The sequence below is a fragment of the Microbacterium testaceum genome (assembly GCF_006539145.1).
In the GTDB taxonomy this organism is placed as follows: Bacteria; Actinomycetota; Actinomycetes; order Actinomycetales; family Microbacteriaceae; genus Microbacterium; species Microbacterium testaceum.
Map to the genome: position 1 here is coordinate 16118 of NZ_BJML01000005.1, position 18567 is coordinate 34684.

At 70.7% G+C, this 18567-nt stretch carries 20 protein-coding genes; 13 read left to right on the forward strand and 7 right to left on the reverse strand.

Translation table 11 applies throughout. The annotated features are described in order from the left end of the window. The first annotated feature begins 5 nt into the window (after nt 1-5). From MTE01_RS17030 to MTE01_RS08730, 3 genes are read left to right on the forward strand one after another with little or no spacing between them, the layout of a single operon-like run. Nucleotides 6-161 (forward strand): hypothetical protein, encoded by a 156-nt coding sequence (locus tag MTE01_RS17030; RefSeq protein ID WP_170210663.1) that lies wholly within the window; start codon nt 6-8, stop codon nt 159-161. After that, complete coding sequence (locus MTE01_RS08725; RefSeq protein ID WP_141376908.1) at nt 158-2680, forward strand: DUF4118 domain-containing protein; 2523 nt, start codon at nt 158-160, stop codon at nt 2678-2680. The genes MTE01_RS17030 and MTE01_RS08725 overlap by 4 nt, the downstream gene beginning before the upstream one ends. Continuing rightward, a complete protein-coding gene (locus MTE01_RS08730) occupies nt 2677-3348 on the forward strand; it encodes a response regulator (protein ID WP_103211041.1) in 672 nt (223 codons plus the stop codon). The genes MTE01_RS08725 and MTE01_RS08730 overlap by 4 nt, the downstream gene beginning before the upstream one ends. Before the next feature lie 238 nt (nt 3349-3586). On the opposite strand, the gene MTE01_RS08735 is transcribed toward MTE01_RS08730, so the two are convergent. The 3 genes from MTE01_RS08735 to MTE01_RS08745 form a co-directional block, all read right to left on the reverse strand. After that, on the reverse strand, nt 3587-4063 hold the full coding sequence (locus MTE01_RS08735; protein ID WP_141376910.1) for a hypothetical protein: 477 nt from the start codon (nt 4061-4063) through the stop codon (nt 3587-3589). A gap of 155 nt (nt 4064-4218) precedes the next feature. Then, a complete protein-coding gene (locus tag MTE01_RS08740; RefSeq protein WP_103211037.1) occupies nt 4219-4530 on the reverse strand; it encodes a winged helix-turn-helix domain-containing protein in 312 nt (103 codons plus the stop codon). Beyond that, nucleotides 4527-4958, reverse strand: a complete 432-nt coding sequence (locus tag MTE01_RS08745; RefSeq protein WP_103211035.1) for a chemotaxis protein CheY — start codon at nt 4956-4958, stop codon at nt 4527-4529. Before MTE01_RS08745 ends, MTE01_RS08740 begins: the two co-directional genes overlap by 4 nt. Before the next feature lie 112 nt (nt 4959-5070). On the opposite strand from MTE01_RS08745, the gene MTE01_RS08750 reads away from it, so the two are divergent. From MTE01_RS08750 to fdhA, 4 genes are all read left to right on the forward strand, one after another. Beyond that, the gene (locus tag MTE01_RS08750; protein WP_141376912.1) at nt 5071-6312 is read left to right on the forward strand and encodes an aminotransferase class V-fold PLP-dependent enzyme; all 1242 of its coding nucleotides are present in this window, start codon (nt 5071-5073) and stop codon (nt 6310-6312) included. Beyond that, nucleotides 6309-6764, forward strand: coding sequence for a Fe-S cluster assembly sulfur transfer protein SufU (gene sufU, locus MTE01_RS08755; RefSeq protein WP_103211031.1), 456 nt, complete (start codon nt 6309-6311; stop codon nt 6762-6764). Before MTE01_RS08750 ends, sufU begins: the two co-directional genes overlap by 4 nt. A 148-nt stretch (nt 6765-6912) precedes the next feature. Further along, nucleotides 6913-7347: a hypothetical protein gene (locus MTE01_RS08760; protein WP_141376914.1), complete on the forward strand. Its 435-nt coding sequence runs from the start codon at nt 6913-6915 to the stop codon at nt 7345-7347. Nucleotides 7348-7544: 197 nt separating this feature from the next. Then, a complete protein-coding gene (fdhA, locus tag MTE01_RS08765) occupies nt 7545-8762 on the forward strand; it encodes a formaldehyde dehydrogenase, glutathione-independent (RefSeq protein WP_141376916.1) in 1218 nt (405 codons plus the stop codon). A gap of 164 nt (nt 8763-8926) precedes the next feature. Here the strand turns inward: fdhA and MTE01_RS08770 are convergent, their stop codons facing one another. The 3 genes from MTE01_RS08770 to MTE01_RS08780 are packed head-to-tail and all read right to left on the reverse strand — an operon-like array spanning nt 8927 to nt 10614. Continuing rightward, complete coding sequence (locus tag MTE01_RS08770) at nt 8927-9904, reverse strand: SRPBCC family protein (protein ID WP_141376918.1); 978 nt, start codon at nt 9902-9904, stop codon at nt 8927-8929. Nucleotides 9905-9922: 18 nt separating this feature from the next. Further along, nucleotides 9923-10297 (reverse strand): ArsR/SmtB family transcription factor, encoded by a 375-nt coding sequence (locus MTE01_RS08775; RefSeq protein ID WP_141376920.1) that lies wholly within the window; start codon nt 10295-10297, stop codon nt 9923-9925. A gap of 44 nt (nt 10298-10341) precedes the next feature. Next, nucleotides 10342-10614, reverse strand: coding sequence for a helix-turn-helix transcriptional regulator (locus MTE01_RS08780; protein WP_115916228.1), 273 nt, complete (start codon nt 10612-10614; stop codon nt 10342-10344). Between the two features lie 98 nt (nt 10615-10712). Between MTE01_RS08780 and MTE01_RS08785 the strand changes: the two genes are divergently transcribed. The 6 genes from MTE01_RS08785 (at nt 10713) to MTE01_RS08810 (ending at nt 17423) form a co-directional block, all read left to right on the forward strand. Further along, nucleotides 10713-12188, forward strand: a complete 1476-nt coding sequence (locus tag MTE01_RS08785; protein WP_141376922.1) for a proton-conducting transporter transmembrane domain-containing protein — start codon at nt 10713-10715, stop codon at nt 12186-12188. Then, nucleotides 12188-14734: a DUF2309 domain-containing protein gene (locus MTE01_RS08790; protein ID WP_141376924.1), complete on the forward strand. Its 2547-nt coding sequence runs from the start codon at nt 12188-12190 to the stop codon at nt 14732-14734. The genes MTE01_RS08785 and MTE01_RS08790 overlap by 1 nt, the downstream gene beginning before the upstream one ends. Beyond that, a complete protein-coding gene (locus MTE01_RS08795) occupies nt 14734-15057 on the forward strand; it encodes a P-II family nitrogen regulator (RefSeq protein ID WP_116239610.1) in 324 nt (107 codons plus the stop codon). Before MTE01_RS08790 ends, MTE01_RS08795 begins: the two co-directional genes overlap by 1 nt. 53 nt (nt 15058-15110) lie before the next feature. After that, nucleotides 15111-15890 carry a DUF6671 family protein gene (locus MTE01_RS08800; protein ID WP_141376926.1) on the forward strand — a complete coding sequence of 260 codons (780 nt, stop codon included), beginning with the start codon at nt 15111-15113 and terminating at the stop codon, nt 15888-15890. Between the two features lie 665 nt (nt 15891-16555). Next, nucleotides 16556-16984 (forward strand): hypothetical protein, encoded by a 429-nt coding sequence (locus MTE01_RS08805; protein ID WP_141376928.1) that lies wholly within the window; start codon nt 16556-16558, stop codon nt 16982-16984. A 226-nt stretch (nt 16985-17210) separates the two neighbouring features. After that, entirely contained in the window at nt 17211-17423 is a 213-nt protein-coding gene (locus MTE01_RS08810; protein ID WP_141376930.1) for a hypothetical protein, read from the forward strand. Nucleotides 17424-17488: 65 nt separating this feature from the next. Here MTE01_RS08810 and MTE01_RS08815 read toward each other — a convergent pair whose 3' ends face one another. Next, the gene (locus MTE01_RS08815) at nt 17489-18562 is read right to left on the reverse strand and encodes a DUF4241 domain-containing protein (RefSeq protein ID WP_141376932.1); all 1074 of its coding nucleotides are present in this window, start codon (nt 18560-18562) and stop codon (nt 17489-17491) included. Between the last annotated feature and the right edge of the window lie 5 nt (nt 18563-18567).

Below are 18567 nucleotides of genomic sequence, written 5' to 3' on the forward strand. Positions count from 1 at the left end.
CTGTCATGACCCTGTCGCCCGTCGCCGCCGTCGCACCCTCCGTGCGGCGGCGGCGCCGTGTGCGGGAACGCCGGTCGAGTGTCCAGAACATGCCGCTGGCCGTTCGCGGGCGCGGCGAGTTCTGGACACTCGACGGAACGCGCACGGGGGACGCCTCGTGAAGCGCGGGCGCCTGCGCGTGCTGCTGGGCATGGCCCCCGGCGTCGGCAAGACGTACGAGATGCTCGAGGAGGGGCGCCGGCTGCGCTCGGAGGGCCACGACGTCGTCATCGCGATCGTCGAGACGCACGGCCGTGCCGCCACCGCCGCTCAAGCCGAAGGCCTCGAGGTGGTTCCGCGCCGGGCCGTGGCGCACCGCGGCGTCGCGCTCGACGAGATGGACCTGGATGCCGTGCTCGAACGGCTCCCGAGAATCGCGCTCGTCGACGAGCTGGCGCACACCAACGTCCCCGGCTCTCGCAACGACAAGCGCTGGACCGACGTCGAGGAGCTGCTCGACGCGGGCATCGACGTGATCACGACCGTGAACGTGCAGCACATCGAATCGCTCAACGACGTCGTCGAGAAGATCACCGGCGTGGTGCAGCGCGAGACGGTCCCGGATGCCGTGGTCCGGGCGGCCGATCAGATCGAGGTCGTCGACCTGGCACCGCAGTCCCTGCGCGATCGCCTCGCGGCGGGCTCGGTGTACCCGGCCGAGCGGATCGACGCCGCCCTGTCGAACTACTTCCGTCTCGGCAACCTCACGGCGCTGCGCGAACTCGCCCTGCTGTGGCTCGCCGACGAGGTCGACTCCGCCCTGCAGCGGTACCGCACCGAGCACGGCATCGAGGGCTCGTGGCAAGCGCGCGAACGCGTCGTGGTGGCCCTCACCGGGGGCCCCGAGGGCGAGACGCTGCTGCGCCGCGGCGCCCGGATCGCGGCACGCTCCGCCGGCGGCGAGCTGCTCGCCGTGCACGTGTCGACGCAGGACGGCCTGCGCGCGAGCGCCCCCGGCGCCCTCGCCGAACAGCGCGCCCTCGTCGAGACCCTCGGCGGCACGTATCACCAGGTCGTCGGCGATGACGTGGCCACCGCCCTGGTCGATTTCGCGCGATCGGTCAACGCCTCTCAGCTGGTCATCGGGGTGAGCCGTCGCGGGCGTCTCGGCGCGGCCCTGACCGGACCGGGCATCGGGGCGACCGTGATCCGCGCCTCAGGCGACATCGACGTGCACATCGTCAACCACGCGCGTGCGGGGGGCCGGTTCACGCTCCCCCGGCTCGCGGGCCCGGCGCTGAGCGCGAAGCGGCGCATCCTCGGCTTCGTGACGGCTCTGGTCGGCGGGCCCCTTCTGTCGCTGCTCATGATCGCGACCGGTTCCGACGAGTCGATCACCGCCGACGTGCTGGCCTATCAGCTGCTGGTCGTGGTCGTCGCGCTCGTGGGCGGCATCTGGCCGGCGGTGTTCGCGGCCGTGCTGTCGGGCGTCACGCTCGACTTCCTGTTCATCGCCCCCATCTACACGATCACCATCAGCGACCCTGCGCACGCGCTGTCGCTGACGCTCTACGTCGTCATCGCCGTGCTCGTCAGCGTCGTCGTCGACCAGGCCGCCCGCCGCGCGCGGGCGGCCCGACGAGCCGCGGCGGAGTCCGAGATGCTCGCCACGATCGCCGGCAGCGTGCTGCGGGGAGAGAGCGCCGTGCCCGCGCTCATCAGCCGCGCACGCGAGGCGTTCGGCCTCGCCGGTGTCCGCCTGATCGCGACCGACGGCACGGTGCTCGCCACCGACGGGGAGCCGGTGCGCGACGATCGCGCGGTCATCGTGCCCGTGGGCGACGGCCGCGCGACCCTCGAGCTGCACGGCGGCGACCTCGATGCCTCGGAACGGCGCCTGCTCGACGTGGTCGTGGCGCAGCTCGCCGCCGCCCTCGAGCGCACCGATCTGGCCGAGACCGCGGCCGAGGCCGGGGCACTCGCCGAGACCGACCAGGTGCGCACCGCCCTGCTGTCGGCCGTCAGCCATGACCTCCGCCGTCCGCTCGCCGCCGCCGTCGCCTCGCTCGGCGGCCTGCGCGCCGCCGGCGACCAGCTCTCCGACGACGACCGCCGGGTGTTGCTCGAAACCGCCGACGAAAGCCTTGCGACCCTGTCCGTGCTGGTCACCGACCTGCTCGACGTGAGCCGCGTGCAGGCCGGCGTGCTCGCCGTGTCTCTGACGGCGACGGATGCCGCGGGCGTCGTGCTCTCCGCCCTCGACGAGCTCGACCTCGGCCCCGACGACGTCGAGCTCGCGCTCGATCCCGACCTGCCGATGCTGCGCGCCGACCCCGTGCTGCTGCAGCGCGTTCTGGTGAACGTGCTCGCCAACGCCCAGCGCTACTCGCCCGACGGCGAACGCGTCCGCATCGCGACGAGCCGCCTCGGCGGCACCGCCGAGATCCGCGTGATCGACCACGGCCCCGGCATCGCCGCCGACCGCCGCGAGGACATGTTCTCGCCCTTCCAGCGCCTGGGCGACACCGACAACACCGCGGGCCTGGGGCTGGGCCTCGCGCTCTCGCGCGGCTTCGCCGAGGGCATGGGCGGCACGCTCACCCCGGAGGACACCCCCGGCGGCGGCCTCACCATGGTCGTGGCGCTGCCCGTGGCCGATGCGGAGGCCATGGCATCCGGAATCTCGAGGAGGATGCCGTGAAGGTACTCATCGCCGACGACGACCCGCAGTTGGTGCGGGCCCTTCGCATCACGCTCGCCGCGCACGGCTACGACGTGGTGGCGGCGGCCGACGGTGCCGCGGCGGTCACCCTCGCCGCGCAATCGCACCCCGACATCGTCCTTCTCGACCTCGGGATGCCGCACCTCGACGGGGTGCAGGTGATCCACGCCCTGCGCGGGTGGACGACGGCCCCGATCATCGTCGTCTCGGGCCGCACGGGCTCGGCTGACAAGGTCGAGGCGCTCGACGCCGGGGCAGACGACTTCGTCACCAAGCCGTTCCAGATCGACGAGCTGCTGGCGCGCCTGCGTGTGCACGCGCGACGCTCGGTGCCGTCGGCGGGGGACGCCGTGGTGCGCTTCGGCGACGTCGAGGTCGACCTGTCGGCGAAAGCCGTGCTGCGCGGCGGCACCCGGGTGCATCTCACCCCGACCGAGTGGCGCATGCTCGAGTTCCTCGCCCGCAACCCCGGTTCTCTCGTGACGCGACAGACGCTGCTGAAGGAGATCTGGGCGAGCGAACAGGTCGCCGACTCGGGATATCTGCGGCTGTACATGTCGCAACTGCGAAAGAAGCTCGAGGTCGACCCGTCGGCGCCCGCGCACCTGCTCACCGAGCAGGGGATGGGGTACCGGCTCGTCGTCTGAGCGGGCCCGGGCCGGACGACCGCCGCGAGCGCGCGAATCTCCTGAGATTCGCGCCGCGGCGGCTTACCCCCCGGTCGGAAAGACGCGCCGGCACCGGGGCCCGAGCCGGCTGCCGCCGGAGCCGGGCCTGACACTCAGGAGTCACGCACGTCGGCCGCCTCGTCCTCGGCCTCCGCGGCAAGGAATTCCGCCTGTACCCGGGCGCAGCGGGAGGCGAAGACGATCGAGTGCAGCAGCATCAGCGGACCTCGCCGACGGTGTGGCATCCGGGGCAGGGAAAGGCGATGCGATCGCCCACGCAGACGTCCCCGGGCAGCACGACCGCGCCGCACGGTTCCTCGCCGTGCGCGTCGACGACGGCGAACGGCTCGTCGTACGCGCGGGACACGCGGCCGATGAGCCGCGCCTCGCGCCAGACGGCCTCGAGCCCGGCGACGCAGGCATCGAGGCGCAGCGTATCGGGTGCGGCATCCGTCACGGTCGCGATCACCACGGTCGTCGAGAGGGTCGCGGATGCCACCCCGCCCGACGCCGGGATCACCGCGGGGCCCGTGCAGACGCAGGGCGTGCCGCAGATGTCGGCGAAACGACCGACCGACACGGCCCGCACGGTGACGTCGTCGAGCGTGGGGGTCGAGCCCGCCGGCCAGAGTGCGGCGTCGAAGGGCGCCGGGATGCTGGATCGAAGGGTGGGGAGCAGGGCCGTGAGGGTCATGGCATCCGGTCTACGCGCGCGGCGAGCGGGATCAGCCGGTGCTCACGGTTTCCGAACGGGCCGGTCCGGCTTCCTCACTCTTCGCGCACGACACCGCGTCTCATCGACTCGTCCATGAGGAGACGGGGAGACGCGGTGTCGAACGATCGAACGGCTCAGACCGACGTCCCCGCGATCTCGCGCAGCGTGTCGAGGTGGCTCCTCCACGCCGCTCGCCCCTCCTTCGTCAGGGTGAGCGAGGTGCGGGGCATCTTGCCCGCGAACGACTTCCCCACAGCGATGTAGCCGGCGCCCTCGAGCGTCGAGACCTGCTTGCTCAGCGCGGAGTCGGTGACCTCGACGGCATCCCGAACCTCCTTGAAGCTCAATGTGGTCGCCCGGTCGAGGGCCGCGAGGATCGAGAACCGCACGGAGTTCTGCAGCAGCTCGTCGAGCCGGTGCCGGGGATGCGGGGTCGACGTGGTCACGACCGAGCCTCGCGCGCCGCGCAGACCAGCGAGACGACGAGCACGAGGCCCGAGGCCAGCGCCGCGAGCAGCACGTCGCCGTGCGCCCAGATGACGACTGCCAGGGCGAGCGCGTACGACGCGAACCAGCTCGCGATGTAGGCGGTCCAGCGGCGGCCGCGGGCGAAGGCGGCGCGGCCTTGGATGCTGACGACGAAGAAGATGATGAGGGCGAATACGACGGCCAGCAAGCTCACGTAGGCGAGGCCGAACGTATCTCCGGTCGTGACGGCCATCGCGAAGGTGCCCATCGAGGTCGCCACCCCGAGCGCGAGGATGAAGCTGATGTACGGCCACCGCGTTGCGTTGTGTGCGGCGTGGCTGAGGCGGTCGGCGCGATCGAGCAGCAGTTGGGCTTCCGACGCGGTCATCGCGGGCGTGTGGTCCATGGCGATCCTTTCGTTAGTTCGATCATCGCAACTACTTTCCACTTTGGCAAGTACTTTCTCCTTTTCTTCGCCGCGCGGCACCCCGCCCCACAACGCGACGTAGCCTGGAGGGGTGACCCTCCCCTTCGACGTCGACGCCGTACGCGCCGATTTCCCGATCCTCGAGACCGAGATCGACGGTCGCCCCCTCGTCTACCTCGACTCGGGCGCGACGAGCCAGAAGCCGCGCGCCGTTCTCGACGCCGAGCGCGCCTTCCTCGAGACGGCCAATTCCGCCGTGCACCGCGGAGCACACACCCTCGCAGCCGAGGCCACCGAGCTGTTCGAAGACGCGCGCGTCTCCGTCGCCGAGTTCGTGGGCGCCGAGCCCGAGCAACTCGTCTGGACGAGCGGCGCCACCGCGGGCCTCAACCTCGTGGCCGGCTCGCTGGGGTACGCCGGGCGTCTGCGCGAGGGCGATGAGATCGTCGTCACCGAGGCCGAGCACCACGCCAACCTCATCCCCTGGCAAGAGCTGGCCGCCCGCACGGGGGCGCGTCTGCGCCACATCCCCGTGCTCGACGACGGCATGCTCGACCTGCACGCCGCTGCCGACCTCATCGGTGCGCGCACGAAGGTCGTCGCCTTCCCGCACGTGTCGAACGTGCTCGGCATCGTGAACCCCGTCGCGAAGCTCGTCACCCTGGCCCGCGGCGTCGGCGCACTGACGGTGCTCGACGCGTGCCAGTCGGCCCCTCACCTGCGCCTCGACCTGCCGGCATCCGGGGTCGATCTCGCGGTGTTCTCGGGGCACAAGATCTACGGACCGTATGGCATCGGGGCGCTCTGGGGTCGCGACGAGGTGCTCGACGGCCTTCCGCCCTTCACCACCGGCGGGTCGATGATCACGACCGTCACCCTCGACAAGGCCGAGTACCTGCCCGCGCCGCAGCGCTTCGAGGCGGGAACACAGCCGGTGTCGCAGGCGGTCGCCCTCGCCGCCGCGGTCCGATGGCTTGGCGAGCACGACCTCGACGCCGCCCACGCCCACGAAGCGAGACTCGAGACCCGCCTGCGCGAGGGCCTCCGCTCGATCGACGGCATCCGTCTTCTCGGAGACACGGATGCCGCGGAGCGGATCGCCCTGCAGGCCTTCGAGGTCGAGGGGGTGCACGCGCACGACGTGGGTCAGTTCCTCGACTCGCGCGGGGTCGCCGTCCGCGTCGGCCATCACTGCGCGCAGCCGCTGCACCGCCGCTTCGGCATGACGGCGTCGGTCCGCGCGAGTGCCGCGATCCACACCACGGAGGACGAGATCGACACCCTCCTCGACGCCGTCTCAGGCGTGCGCGGCTTCTTCGGGGTGGGCGCGTGAGCGGCCTCGAGTCCCTGTACCAGGAGCTCATCCTCGACCACGCGAAGAACCGGCGCGGCTTCGGCCTCGCCGATCCCGGGGCTCACAGCGCGACCGTGCACCAGCGCAACCCGATCTGCGGCGACGAGATCACTCTGCGCGTGTCGGTCGACGACGACCGCATCACCTCAGTCACGTGGGAGGGCGCCGGCTGCTCGATCTCGCAAGCCTCGGCCTCGATGCTCGTCGCCCTGCTGCAGGAAGACGGCGGAGACGAAGGGATGCCGCGCGCCGACGCCGAAGCGCTGATCGCGTCGTTCCGGGAGTCGCTGCGCTCCCGCGGCAAGATTCCCCTCGACGAGGAGACCTTCGCCGACGCCGCCGCCCTCTCGGGTGTTTCGAAGTTCACGGCGCGCGTGAAGTGCGCGATGCTCGCGTGGGTCGCGCTGGAAGAGGGGCTGCGGCAGGCCTGAGCGCGGCGCCGCGAGCGGCATCACCTCAGCGATCCACGCAAAGTCAGCCGGCATCCACTGATCCGAGCTGAGGTTGCGCGAATCCCGGAGGATACGCGGGCCTGACGCGCGCTACTCTTTCGGTCAGACCTCAACGAAGGCGGATGCCATGGCCACCGGATTCAGCGAAGAAGAACGCGCGGCGATGAAGCAGCGCGCCGAGGAGCTGAGGGCGATGAAGGGCCTGAAGGGCCTGGCGAAGCTGCAGAAGGAGAACGAAGCCTGCCTCGAGGCGATCGAGAAGCTGGAGGGCGTCGACCGCGCGGTCGCGGAGCGCCTGCACGTGATCGTGCTCGAAGAGGCGGGGCACCTGAACCCCAAGACCTTCTACGGCTTCCCCGCCTATGCCAAGAACGGGAAGGTCGTGGTGTTCTACCAGCCGGCCTCGAAGTTCAAGACGCGATATGGAACGGTCAGCTTCGACGACAGCGCTCAGCTCGACGACGGTCCGATGTGGCCGGTCTCGTTCGCCGTGGTCGAGGTGACGGACGAGGTCGAGGAGCGCATCCGCGAGGCCGTCCGGCGGGCGGCACCCTCGTCCTGACCGAACGACCATCGGCCGCATGATGCACCGGGCGGCTTCTCGCGCCATCCCTTGACGCGTCCGGCGTCCACGTCTTGGCTGAGGGCATCCTTCGCGTCTCTCACCGCCGAACCCGGTAGTGCCGCGTCGGACGGGGCCGCGGCCCCCGCACCGCGGGACACGATCAGGCCGGGACGACCCGGCCGGAGAGGACGAAGATGTCCGGCAACAAGGCAGTGGCGTACAAAGAGCCCGGTGTCGTGGAAGTCATCGACACTCCCTACCCCGAGTTCGAACTGAAGGACGGACCGGGCGTCAACCCGGCGAATGTGGGCCGCAAGGTCCCGCACGGTGCAATCCTGCGCACCGTCTCCACCAACATCTGCGGCTCCGACCAGCACATGGTGCGCGGGCGCACCACGGCTCCGGCCGGCCTCGTGCTCGGTCACGAGATCACCGGTGAGGTGATCGAGGTCGGACCCGACGTCGAGTTCGTCAAGGTCGGCGACATCGTCTCGGTCCCCTTCAACATCGCGTGCGGCCGCTGCCGCAACTGCAAGGAGGGCAAGACCGGCATCTGCCTGAACGTGAACCCCGACCGCCCCGGCAGCGCCTACGGCTACGTCGACATGGGCGGCTGGGTCGGCGGTCAGGCCGAGTACGTGCTCGTGCCCTACGCCGACTGGAACCTGCTGGTGTTCCCCGACCGCGAGCAGGCGCTGGAGAAGATCCTCGACCTCACGATGCTGTCCGACATCTTCCCCACGGGCTTCCACGGCGCGTACACCGCGGGCGTCCGCCCCGGATCGACGGTGTACATCGCCGGTGCGGGACCGGTGGGCATCGCCGCCGCCGTCGGCGCGCAGCTGCTGGGCGCGGCCGCGGTGCTCGTCGGCGACCTCAACCCGGAGCGCCTGGCGCAGGTGCGCTCGCTCGGGTTCGAGAGCGTCGACGTGTCGAAGGGCGACCCCGGAGAACAGATCGAGCAGATCCTCGGAGTCCCCGAAGTGGATGCCGCGGTCGACGCGGTCGGCTTCGAGGCACGCGGTCACGGGTCCGACGCGGGCCACGAGGCCCCGGCGACGGTGCTCAACTCGCTGTTCACCGTGACCGCGGCGGGCGGCGGGGTCGGCATCCCGGGCCTGTACGTGACCGGCGACCCGGGCGGGGTCGACGAGGCCGCGAAGGTCGGTTCGCTGTCGCTGCGACTCGGCCTCGGCTGGGCGAAGTCGCTGTCGTTCACGACCGGTCAGTGCCCGGTGATGAAGTACAACCGGCAGCTGATGATGGCGATCCTGCACGACAAGGTACAGATCGCGAAAGCCGTCAACGCCACGCCCATCAGCCTCGACGACGCCCCACAGGGCTACGCCGACTTCGACAAGGGCGCCCCGCGCAAGTACGTGCTGAACCCGAACGGGTACATCACGAGCTGATCACCCGCACCGGAGCGCGCAGAGCCGGCCCTTCCTCGCAGCCTTCCTCCTGGATCCTGCGAGATCCGCGCGGTTCTGCGAGCTTCCGTGCGCGGGAGACTCACCCCCGCACCACTAGGGCCTCTCTCGGGGCCACCCGCCGATCTGCAAGAGTCGCGCGCCGATCACCCGAGGACGACCCGCTCCATCCGCTGAAAGCTCTGCTCCATCCCGTCCACCATGCCCGTGGCCAGCACGGCGTCGCGGGTCTCGGCATCCGGATACTCGATCAGCAGGGTCACCAGGGTCGCGCCGTCCTCTTCGTACAGCGACAAGTCATTGATCGTCGCGGGGTAATCGGTGCCGGTCATGTGCTCCGTCTGCACCATGCGGCGGGGCTCGTCGAGGAGCAGGATCTCGCCGTCGAAGCCGAAGGGCTCTCCCTCGGCGCCGGGCTCGGGCTCCCACGCGATCCGGTACGTGCCGCCCTCTCGCCGGTCGACCTCGCGGTGCGTCATGCGCCAGCCGTCGGGGCCGAGCATCCACTGTCGCATCAGGTCGGGGTCGACGTGCGCGCGCCAGACGAGCTCACGCGGCCCGTCGATCAGACGCGTGATGCGCACGTGCCGGTCGTCGAGGATCTCGAGCTGTGTGCCCTTGCCCTGAGCGAATGCGCGCAGATCCTGCACCACGGCGTCGAGCTGGTTCATCGCGAGCGTCGAGCCCTCGACCGCGCCCATCGCAGTGAGCTGCTCGAGCGCCTCTTCGGAGTCGAAGTACGTGACGTTCGTCAGCCGCGACCCGGTCGCGGTCTCGTCGAACGAGAAGGTCATGCGCATGGCGGGCATGCCGTCGATGGGGTCGCCGTTCTCGTCGACGAAGGAGTCGATCACCTCGAAGCCCCGCGGCGCATCGATGGCGAGGAACTCCCAGCTCCCTCGCGCGACCTCGCCGGTGGCGCTGGCCATGGCGTAGCGCGCCCGGCCACCCACCGCGCAGTCGAACGATGCGAAGGTCGCGGGCCACCCGGGAGGACCCCAGAACCGCTCGAGCTGACGCGGATCGGTGAACACCGCCCAGAGCCTCTCGACGCCGACCGCGAAGTCGGCGATCAGGGTCATGGTGAGCGCTGCAGCGTCGCTCTCGACAGATGTGACGGGCATGACGACTCCTTCGTCGGTTCAGATCTCGGTGGGTTCGGAGGGCGGAACGGATGCCGGCACCCCGGCGTCTTCGAGCAGGATCGCTTCGAGTCGGTCGACGCGGCCGCGCCAGAGGTCTTCGTACGAGCGCAGCAGTTCCTGCACCCGGGCGAGCGCGGTGGGGTCGGCGGACACGAGTCGCACCCTCCCCTCCGCACGCTTGGTGATGAGTCGCGCCTCGGCGAGCACGGCGACGTGCTTCGACACGGCGGCGAACGACATCGCGTACGCTGCGGCGAGCTGCGTCACCGACTGTTCGGAGACGAGGGTGCGCCGCACGATGTCGCGGCGCGTCGCATCGGCCAGGGCGTGGAAGACGCGGTCGATGTCGGCGGCGCTCTTATGTTCAACCATTTGATTGCACGTTAGCGCCGCGGAGCCACTCGTACAGGAGGCGCTCAGCCCCGCAACGCCTGCAGCAACGCCCCCACGGGGTGATCGCTCTCGATCGGGTGGCGCAGCGGGAGGTCTTCGACGCACTCGTACCGATTGCGTCGACCCTCCTTCTCGCGCTTCAGATACCCGGCGTCGACGAGGTCGGCCAGGATGCCGTGCGCGGTGCGCTCCGTGATGCCGACGGCATCCGCGATCTCACGCACGCGGGCACCGGGGTCGCGGGCGACGTAGATGAACACATGGGCGTGGTTGGTCAGAAACGTCCATGTCGTCATCGCCACAGCATACTGACCCGCGGTACCGGAATCAAAGCACCGGTTAATCATTACCTGTTTTTTGACACCGGTAATTTTTTACATGTAACGTGCTGCGCATGTCGCTTCTCGCCCCGCTCACGATCGCCGCGCTGCTCGCCGCGGTCGTCGCCGCCCTCCTCCCGGAAGTCGCGCGTCGGCACACCCCGGGCTCACTCGCCGCCTGGCCCGCAGCCGTCGCCGCGATCGTCGCCACCGTGAGCCTCGCGTCGGCCCTCGCCACGGACGACGACATCGCCGGTTCCGCCCTCGCGCTGCTGGTCGTCGCCCTCACCGTGATCGTGCAGGCCTACGCCAGCCGCAACCTGCGCGGCGACCCCCGTTCGCGCAGCTTCTTCGCCCTGTCGTCTCTCGCGGCCGTCGGGTCGACCACCGCCATCGCCGCGAACGACGTCGTGCTGCTCGCGGCCGGGTGGACCCTCGGCACGGTCAGCATGATCGCCCTCATCTCGACCGGCGGTGCCGGGCCGCAAACCCGGATCGCGGTGTCGCGAAGCACGGTCGCCCTGCTGCTCGGAGACGCGGCCCTCTGGGCAGCGGTCATCGTGGCGGTGGCGTCCACCGGCTCGGTCTCGCTCGCCGCGCTCGGGAGCCTCGACGTCACCTCGGCGGCAGTGGTGAGTGTGCTCGTGGCGGTCGCGGCCGTGGCCCGCGCGGGCTCCTTCCCCCTGCACGGCTGGCTTCCCGCGACCGCGGCGACGACAACCCCGGTCTCGGCGCTCCTGCACGCGGGCTTCGTGAACGCGGGCGCGCTGCTCCTGCTGCGCTATGCCGCTGTGCCCTCCGCCGTGGGGCCCTGGGTGGTGGCCGTCGCCGGCGCGATCACGATGATCGTGGCGACCCTCGCCATGCTCACGCGCCCCGACGTGAAGGGCCGCCTCGTGCAGTCCACCGCCGCGCAGATGGGGTTCCTGCTCTTGGCCTGCGGGCTCGGGGCCTTCGGAGTGGCCCTGGTCCACGCGATCGGTCACGCGCTCTACAAGGCGAGCCTGTTCCTCGGCGCCGGCTCCGCGGTCGAGCACGCGCTGAAGGGCCGAGCGATCGCGGTCCCGGTGCCGTCCCGCGGCGGCGCCATCGTCGGCGGCGCAGTCGTGCTCCTGACCGGGGCGGCGGCGCTGGCGGCATCCGGTGCGATCACTCACAGCGCGGCAGTGCTCCTCCTCTTCGCCTGGGCCACCGCGGTGATCGCCGGGGCTCGGATCGGTGCGAGCTCGGCGCCGGCCGCCACCCGTGCGGCTCTCGTCGGTGCTCTCGCCGCGCTGACCGCCGCCTACCTGGCGGTGGTCTTCCCCGCCGCCGAAGCGCTCACCCCCGTCATCGCCGCCGCACCCGCACCCGCAGTACTCGCCATCGCGGTCTTCGCGATCGCCGCCGCCTCGGGCCTCGTCGCGCGAAGCTCCGGTCCGCTGGCTGACCGCCTCTTCGCCTTCGCCTTCGCGTGGGGCCGACCACCCCTGCCCCCGGCCGCACCCCGCATCGACACGCCCTGGACCCCGGCGCCCGCCGACGGCCCCCTCGAGTACCGGAGATTCTGATGACCGCCCTCGCCTCCCTTCCCTCGCCCGCCGTCATCCGGGGCTGGATCGCCGCCGCCGGGCGCAGTATCTCTGCGCACTTCCCCCTCGAGACCTTCATCGCCCGCAACCCCGTCGCCGGCTACGAGAACCTCGATTGGGAAGAGGCGATCGGGCGGATCGCGCGAGACCACGGCATCCTGCTGTCCCTTTCGGAGCAACGGTTCCGTGACCTGCACGCGCGGGGGCGAATCTCGTCCTCCGACCTGCACGCGGCTCTGCGGTTCACCGTGCCCGAGGCGGGCTCCTCCCGCATCCTTCGCATCGGCGGCCTCGCCACCACGGTCGGCGAGGTGCTCGGGCATGACCTGCTCGTCGCTCCCCCGATGACAGCTGCCTCCCCGCAGCCGACACCGGCCGCACGGCTTTCGCCGCGGGTCCACGCGCGGGTCGACGACCTCACCGCGCGATGGGCCGCCGCCTCGCTGGGCTCGGCACCCTGGTCGCGGGCGAACGGCGAGAACATGTGGACGGCGTGGCGGCGCCTGGCCGCACTCGACCCGACCCTGTCGCGGCGGGTGCGCAGCGGCATCCGGAACTCTCCCGACGACCCGGCCGCGGCTGTCGGCGAAGCGCTCGCCCGGTGGCAGCTCGACGAGACCGCCGCGGAGTCCTTCCTGTCTGCGCACGTGCTCGCACTGCCGGGGTGGGCGGCGCTCGTCCGGCACGCCGGCACGACGGGTGTCGACCTCACCTCGCTCGTCGCGATCCGCGCGACGCTCGAGCGGTTGCTCCTGCCCGCCGACACCGCCCTTCCCGCGCGGGCTGCGAACGAAGAAGTTCCGACCGACGACACCGCCCGCATCGGCGCCGTCGCTCTCGCCCTCGGCGTCGACGCCACCGACGGCGAGGCGCGCGGTGCTCTACGGCCCGTCCTTTCGCTCATCGACCCCCCGGCGCGGCTCGCCGTCTGGCAGGAGGCCTTGGAGAGGGGCGTCGCGCGCGAGCTCGCCCCGGCGACCGCCCCGGTGCTCCGCCCGAGCGCACCGGTCCAGCGGCCGCTCGCGCAGGCGGTTTTCTGCATCGACACGCGGTCGGAGAGCTTCCGGCGGCACCTCGAGGCCGCGGGCGGGGTCGAGACCCTCGGCTTCGCGGGCTTCTTCGCCGCTCCCATCTCGTTCCGGCCCGCCGACGGGTCCGCCGAGGTCGCGTCGTGCCCGGTGCTGCTCACGCCTCGCGTCGCGATCACCGAGTCGTCCGTGCAGCGCGACGCGATCGCACGCTGGAAGCGGCAACGCGCGGCCGGCGTGGAACGGGATGCCACGATCGACGCCCTGAAAGAATCCGCCGTCGCGCCTTATGCGTTCGCAGAGACTGCCGGGTGGGTCCTGGGCGCCGCGAGCGCGGCCCGGACGCTCGCTCCGGAGGGCTGGCGCGCACTGGTGTCGCGGATGCGCCCCGCGAAGCCCTCGACGCACGTCGACGCGAACGTCGTCTTCACACTCGAAGAGCGCGTGCTCTACGCCGAGACGGCGCTGCGGATGATGGGACTCGTCGACCACTTCGCGCCCATCGTGCTACTGACCGGACACGGTGCCTCCGTGACCAACAACCCCTTCGCCTCGTCGCTGCAGTGCGGGGCGTGCGGCGGGCACGAGGGCGAACCGAACGCGCGGGCGGCGGCCATGATCTTCAACGACCCCGAGACGCGCGACGCCCTCGCCGCCCGCGGCATCTCGATCCCCGCCGACACGCTCTTCGTCGCGGCGCAGATGGACACCGTCACCGACGAAGTCACCCTGCTCGAGCCCTGGGCCATCCCGGCCACGCACGAGACCGCCGTGCTCGAGCTGACCCGGCGGCTCGAGTCCGCCCGCGCCGGGAACACGGCCGAACGCGGCCCGAGTCTGCCCGGAGCGGGCGGCCGCCACGGCGCGATCCGCGACACCGCGCGCCGGTCGGCGGACTGGGCGGAGGCGTACGCCGAGTGGGGCCTGGTCGGTAACGCCTCGTTCATCGTGGGTCCGCGCTCGATCACAGCAGACACCGACCTCGGTCGCCGCGCCTTCCTGCACAGCTACGACGCCGCCGCCGACCCCGACGGCTCGGGTCTCGAAACCATCCTGACCGCGCCGATGATCGTGGCGCAGTGGATCAACGCCCAGTACGCGGCCTCGACCGTCGCCCCCGACCGCTTCGGCGCCGGGCCGAAGCCCCTGCACAACGTCGTCGGCACGGTTGGCGTGCTCGCGGGCTACGGCGGCGACCTGCGCCTCGGCCTGCCCTGGCAATCGGTGGGCGTCGGCCGGGCGGCCCGGCACGAGCCGATCCGGCTCCAGGTGTTCGTCGAAGCCCCGCTCGCGCGGGTCAACGACATCATCGACGCCTCCGAGGCCGTCCGCACCCTGGTGACCAACCGCTGGATCACCCTCCGCGTCCGCGAGCACGACAGCGCCCGCTGGATGCGGTGGGGCCGCTACGGCTGGCAGGCCGACGACCTCGACATTCCCACCCCATCGGGCGTCCCCGCCGCCCCCGCAGAGACCACCACGAAGGAGATCCACTGATGAGCCTGTCCGAACTGACCCCGATGACCAAGATCGAGGTGGTCGTCGCGAGCGACGACGTCGCCGAGGTGTCCGCCCTCATGCAATCGTTGGGCGCCCGCGGCTACACCGCGATCACCGGCGTGGCCGGCGTGGGCCACCACGGCCCCCGCGGCGGCCGTCTGCTCTTCAACGACCACGACACCCTGACGCTGCTCGTCACCGTCGTGGCTCCCGAGAAGGCGGACGCGATCATCGCCGGCATCCGTCCCGTCCTGGATCACGCGTCGGGCGTGATGTTCGTCTCGCCGACCTCGGTCAGCCGCCCGGACTACTTCGCCTGATGCGCGCAGCGACGAGCCCCCCAGCGTCGGCGTACGCCGGCGAGACGATTGCCGTGGGCACCCGGCATGGCAAGGCGGACGCATTCGCCCCGGCCTTCTCCCGGTGGCTCGTCGCGGGCGTCATGCCGACGACACAGCTCGATACAGACTCCCTCGGCACGTTCACCCGAGACGTGCCGAGGGCGGGCACTCCCGAGCAAGCGGCCACGGCCAAGGCCCGCGGAGCGGCCCTCGAGCTCGGCACCTCGACGGGGCTGGCGACCGAGGCATCGTACGCCCCCGCGCTCGGGGGCTTCGGCCCCATGGTGCACGAGGAGCTCGCCGTCTTCGTCGACCTCGAACGCGGCATCCGCGTGCGCCACGGCATCCGCCAGTACACGCACGTCGCACCCGCGCGGACCGTCCGCACCGAGAGCGAAGCACGGCGCTACCTCGCCCGCGCGGGCTTCCCGCACCAGGCCGTCGTCGCGCGCACCGACACCGGGATGCAGAAGGGGATCCAGGATGCCGCGATCATCGACGCCCTGCTCCTCCGCGGCCCCGTCGAGCTCGAGCCCGACCTGCGCGCCCATATGAACCCGACCCGGCGGAGGGTGCTGCGCCGGCTCTCGTGGCTGCTCGCGGCCCGGATGAGGCAGCTGTGTCCGGGGTGCGGGTGCCCGGGCTTCGGCCCGGTGGGCGTCGTGCGCGGACTCCGCTGTGGCGCGTGCGGCAACGCCACCTCGCAGGTGCGCATCGACGTCGACGGCTGCCCCGCGTGCGACGAGCAGCGCGAGCGCCGGCGACCCCAGCGTGAGGCCGACCCGGCCACGTGCGATAGGTGCAATCCGTGAGGGGGGCTTTGGAGCCGGTGCGGGAGGTGCGGCGCGCGGTTGACTCACCATTTCACCCGACGGTGAGTTGTCGATTTTCGGTCTGCACGGGCCGGATGCACCGAAGGGCGCCTGGCCCGCGATCACCGCCGGCCATTACGCGGCGACGCGCACGAATGGGCAGAGCGTTTTGAGCCGCCATCCTCGCCGAACAATCAGGGGCTATCGAGCCGCCGCACCGTTCTCCGGGGCGAGCAAGACTCCGCGAGATCTGACCAGCCCACGACACCAAGCACTTGTTCGAGGTCGCCGGCCGCCGGCCGGACCCTCTCCCCCGAAACGCAGAAATGTTCGTTTTGCGAAAAGAACTCGTCGAACGCTACGTTCGCAGTGCCGGGGGGACCGGTGAGGCTCGAACGTTCCGGGGGGAACTTTGATCAGCAAACACTGGACCTGCCGTGCGGCAACTGCGACCATCACGATGATGCTTGCCTTGCTACCGACTGCCGCGAACGCCGATGACGGAGACCCGCCCCCGACATTGGACACGCTTCAGTCGGTCACAAGCACCGCGGCCGAAACCGGCATTGCCGCGCAAGAGAATTTGGCGGACCTTCATGGGATCTCGAGGGCTATAGGGCGAACAGACTGAACTGGCGTATCGACGGCGGCGCCTTCCCCTACAAGTGCAACTGGCCGTGAATCGAGTCAGGTCACAGCGCGCCGCGCTGATTGCTACGGGTGTGACTGCTGGCGTAGCGATCACCGCGATGCTGGCCGTTCTCCTCGTCATGATGACAACCCGGGACACACGACAAGACATTGACCTCGGCGACTTCGCTCACTCCAGCTCGCAATTTCGCGCGCTGAACGGCTACGAGGAGGCGACCGAGAAGCTCTGCAGTGACGTTGCTGGGTGCGTTCAGGGCTACAGCGCGACGTATGCGTCGTACCGGAAGTTCAGCAGCATTGACGATGCGGTAGCGTTCGCCGCCACGTCGTCTAGCTCCTACCGGTCGAACTGGATCGTGATCGAGTACGTCGGGCATTCCCTCAGCGAAGGCGACAGAGCCGATGTGCAGGAATACTTCGACAGCACCGCTACGTCCGAGTAAGGCGCTTCCAACTTTCGTAGTGGGCAGCATGCCCGGAACTAGCCGACGGGCCGGGCGGAACGGCATCACGGCTCGCCTATACCGCTCCGCGACTCGCCGCACAATGTCCCCCATTCGGGGGACCTGGCCCCGGTTATGCTGGCCCCGTATCGAGCCGCGTTCAACGAAGGCGCCGCGTCGATGTGTGACACCTCCTCATCTGCGAGCGACCCGAAGGCGAGGCACCGTGCGAACCGATCTGAATCAGAGGCCGTTCGGGCAGCCGGTCTGGACGAGTGCCGTGGCGGTGTTCCTTCTGTGGGCGTCCGTGTTCGTCCTTGGCCTGTCGGGTCTTGCGATGCTCACCGTTCACGGCGATACCGGCGCCCTGCTCCTCATCGCCGCGCTCATCGCGGCGGCTCCGGCTGCCGCTCTGAGTCAGCAGCGCAGTTCGATCTGAGCAACGCAACGGCCCCTGCGAGACGACCGCGAGAGGCCGGCCGCACCATCACGCGGCCGGTCGCCTCACAGGTGCCGCAGGTTCCCCTCTTCGTCCGCGGTGACGAGCACCAGGAAGTCGACGACGAGCTGGGCGACCGCGCCCGTCTCGTCGAGCCCCCAGTACACCGGGTACTGACCGTCGCCGTACCCGGACTCCGCGACGATGCCCACGTCGGATGGACCGAGGGCGATCTCCTGCACGCTCGGCGACGGCGCGTACATGTACTCGGTGAAGGCCGCGGCCTTGGCCCGCCGGCTCATGGTCGTGTACGCGGCGAGGTCGACGATGCACGCCGAACCCGCGTCGACGCCGAAGAAGTGCCCCGGCCCGGTCGGCAGATCGGCGGGATGCCAGGTCACCGGCATCCGATCGCTGAAACGCACCCGCAGGGCGGCGTTGCGGCCGAAACCGGTCACTCTTTCGACCGGGTACGCCCCCGGTGCCACGCTGCGGGCCAGGGGTCGCGCGTCGTCGTTGTCGTATCCGAAGTCGAGCACGGCGAGCACACCCGACGTCGTCACCAGGGTTCCCGCGGGCGAGACGCGTACCTCCGACTCCTCTCCGCTGCGCCGGTGCACGACCGAGCGCTCGGTGAAGTTGCGCACCTCGTCGAGGGTTCGCTGTTCGTCGGGCACCTCGTCGAGAGAGGCGTCCGGTGCCGCGTCGGCGGCGAGCGCCCGGGCCTGTGCCGCATCGGCGAAGGGGGTGCGGGGGTCGTCGAAGTGCTGTTCGATGGAGCTGATCTTCCACCCGCGCCCTTCGCGCTCGAGAACGTACTCGTGCTTCTGACGCGTCGGCGAGTCGATCATCTCGGTCAGGACGAACGCGCGATCGCCCTCGACCTCGGAACGCACGATCCGTTCCACCGCGACCCCGTAGCCCGGCGGCGTACCGAACGAGGAGTCCAAGCGGACGTGCTCCCCCACCACGTGATCACGTGTCAGCGGGACGACGAGTTCTCGCCACTGCGAGAACGCGTCCCGCCGCGTGGAACGATCCGCGAAGACGGGCGCTACACGCCGCCATTGCATGTCGTAATCCTCGAGGAAGCGCTGCACGCGCTTCTCCGCCGCTTTCGCCCCGCGATCGCCCCACATGGCGC

Coding starts and splice junctions, on each gene's coding strand:
- MTE01_RS08770 (WP_141376918.1), bottom strand. CDS start 9,904: ATGCCCGTCACATCTGTCGAGAGCGACGCTGCAGCGCTCACCATGACC.
- MTE01_RS08785 (WP_141376922.1), top strand. CDS start 10,713: ATGTCGCTTCTCGCCCCGCTCACGATCGCCGCGCTGCTCGCCGCGGTC.
- MTE01_RS08780 (WP_115916228.1), bottom strand. CDS start 10,614: ATGACGACATGGACGTTTCTGACCAACCACGCCCATGTGTTCATCTAC.
- MTE01_RS08735 (WP_141376910.1), bottom strand. CDS start 4,063: ATGACCCTCACGGCCCTGCTCCCCACCCTTCGATCCAGCATCCCGGCG.
- MTE01_RS08745 (WP_103211035.1), bottom strand. CDS start 4,958: ATGGACCACACGCCCGCGATGACCGCGTCGGAAGCCCAACTGCTGCTC.
- MTE01_RS08815 (WP_141376932.1), bottom strand. CDS start 18,562: ATGTGGGGCGATCGCGGGGCGAAAGCGGCGGAGAAGCGCGTGCAGCGC.
- fdhA (WP_141376916.1), top strand. CDS start 7,545: ATGTCCGGCAACAAGGCAGTGGCGTACAAAGAGCCCGGTGTCGTGGAA.
- MTE01_RS08795 (WP_116239610.1), top strand. CDS start 14,734: ATGAGCCTGTCCGAACTGACCCCGATGACCAAGATCGAGGTGGTCGTC.
- MTE01_RS08760 (WP_141376914.1), top strand. CDS start 6,913: ATGGCCACCGGATTCAGCGAAGAAGAACGCGCGGCGATGAAGCAGCGC.
- MTE01_RS08790 (WP_141376924.1), top strand. CDS start 12,188: ATGACCGCCCTCGCCTCCCTTCCCTCGCCCGCCGTCATCCGGGGCTGG.
- MTE01_RS08775 (WP_141376920.1), bottom strand. CDS start 10,297: ATGGTTGAACATAAGAGCGCCGCCGACATCGACCGCGTCTTCCACGCC.
- MTE01_RS17030 (WP_170210663.1), top strand. CDS start 6: ATGACCCTGTCGCCCGTCGCCGCCGTCGCACCCTCCGTGCGGCGGCGG.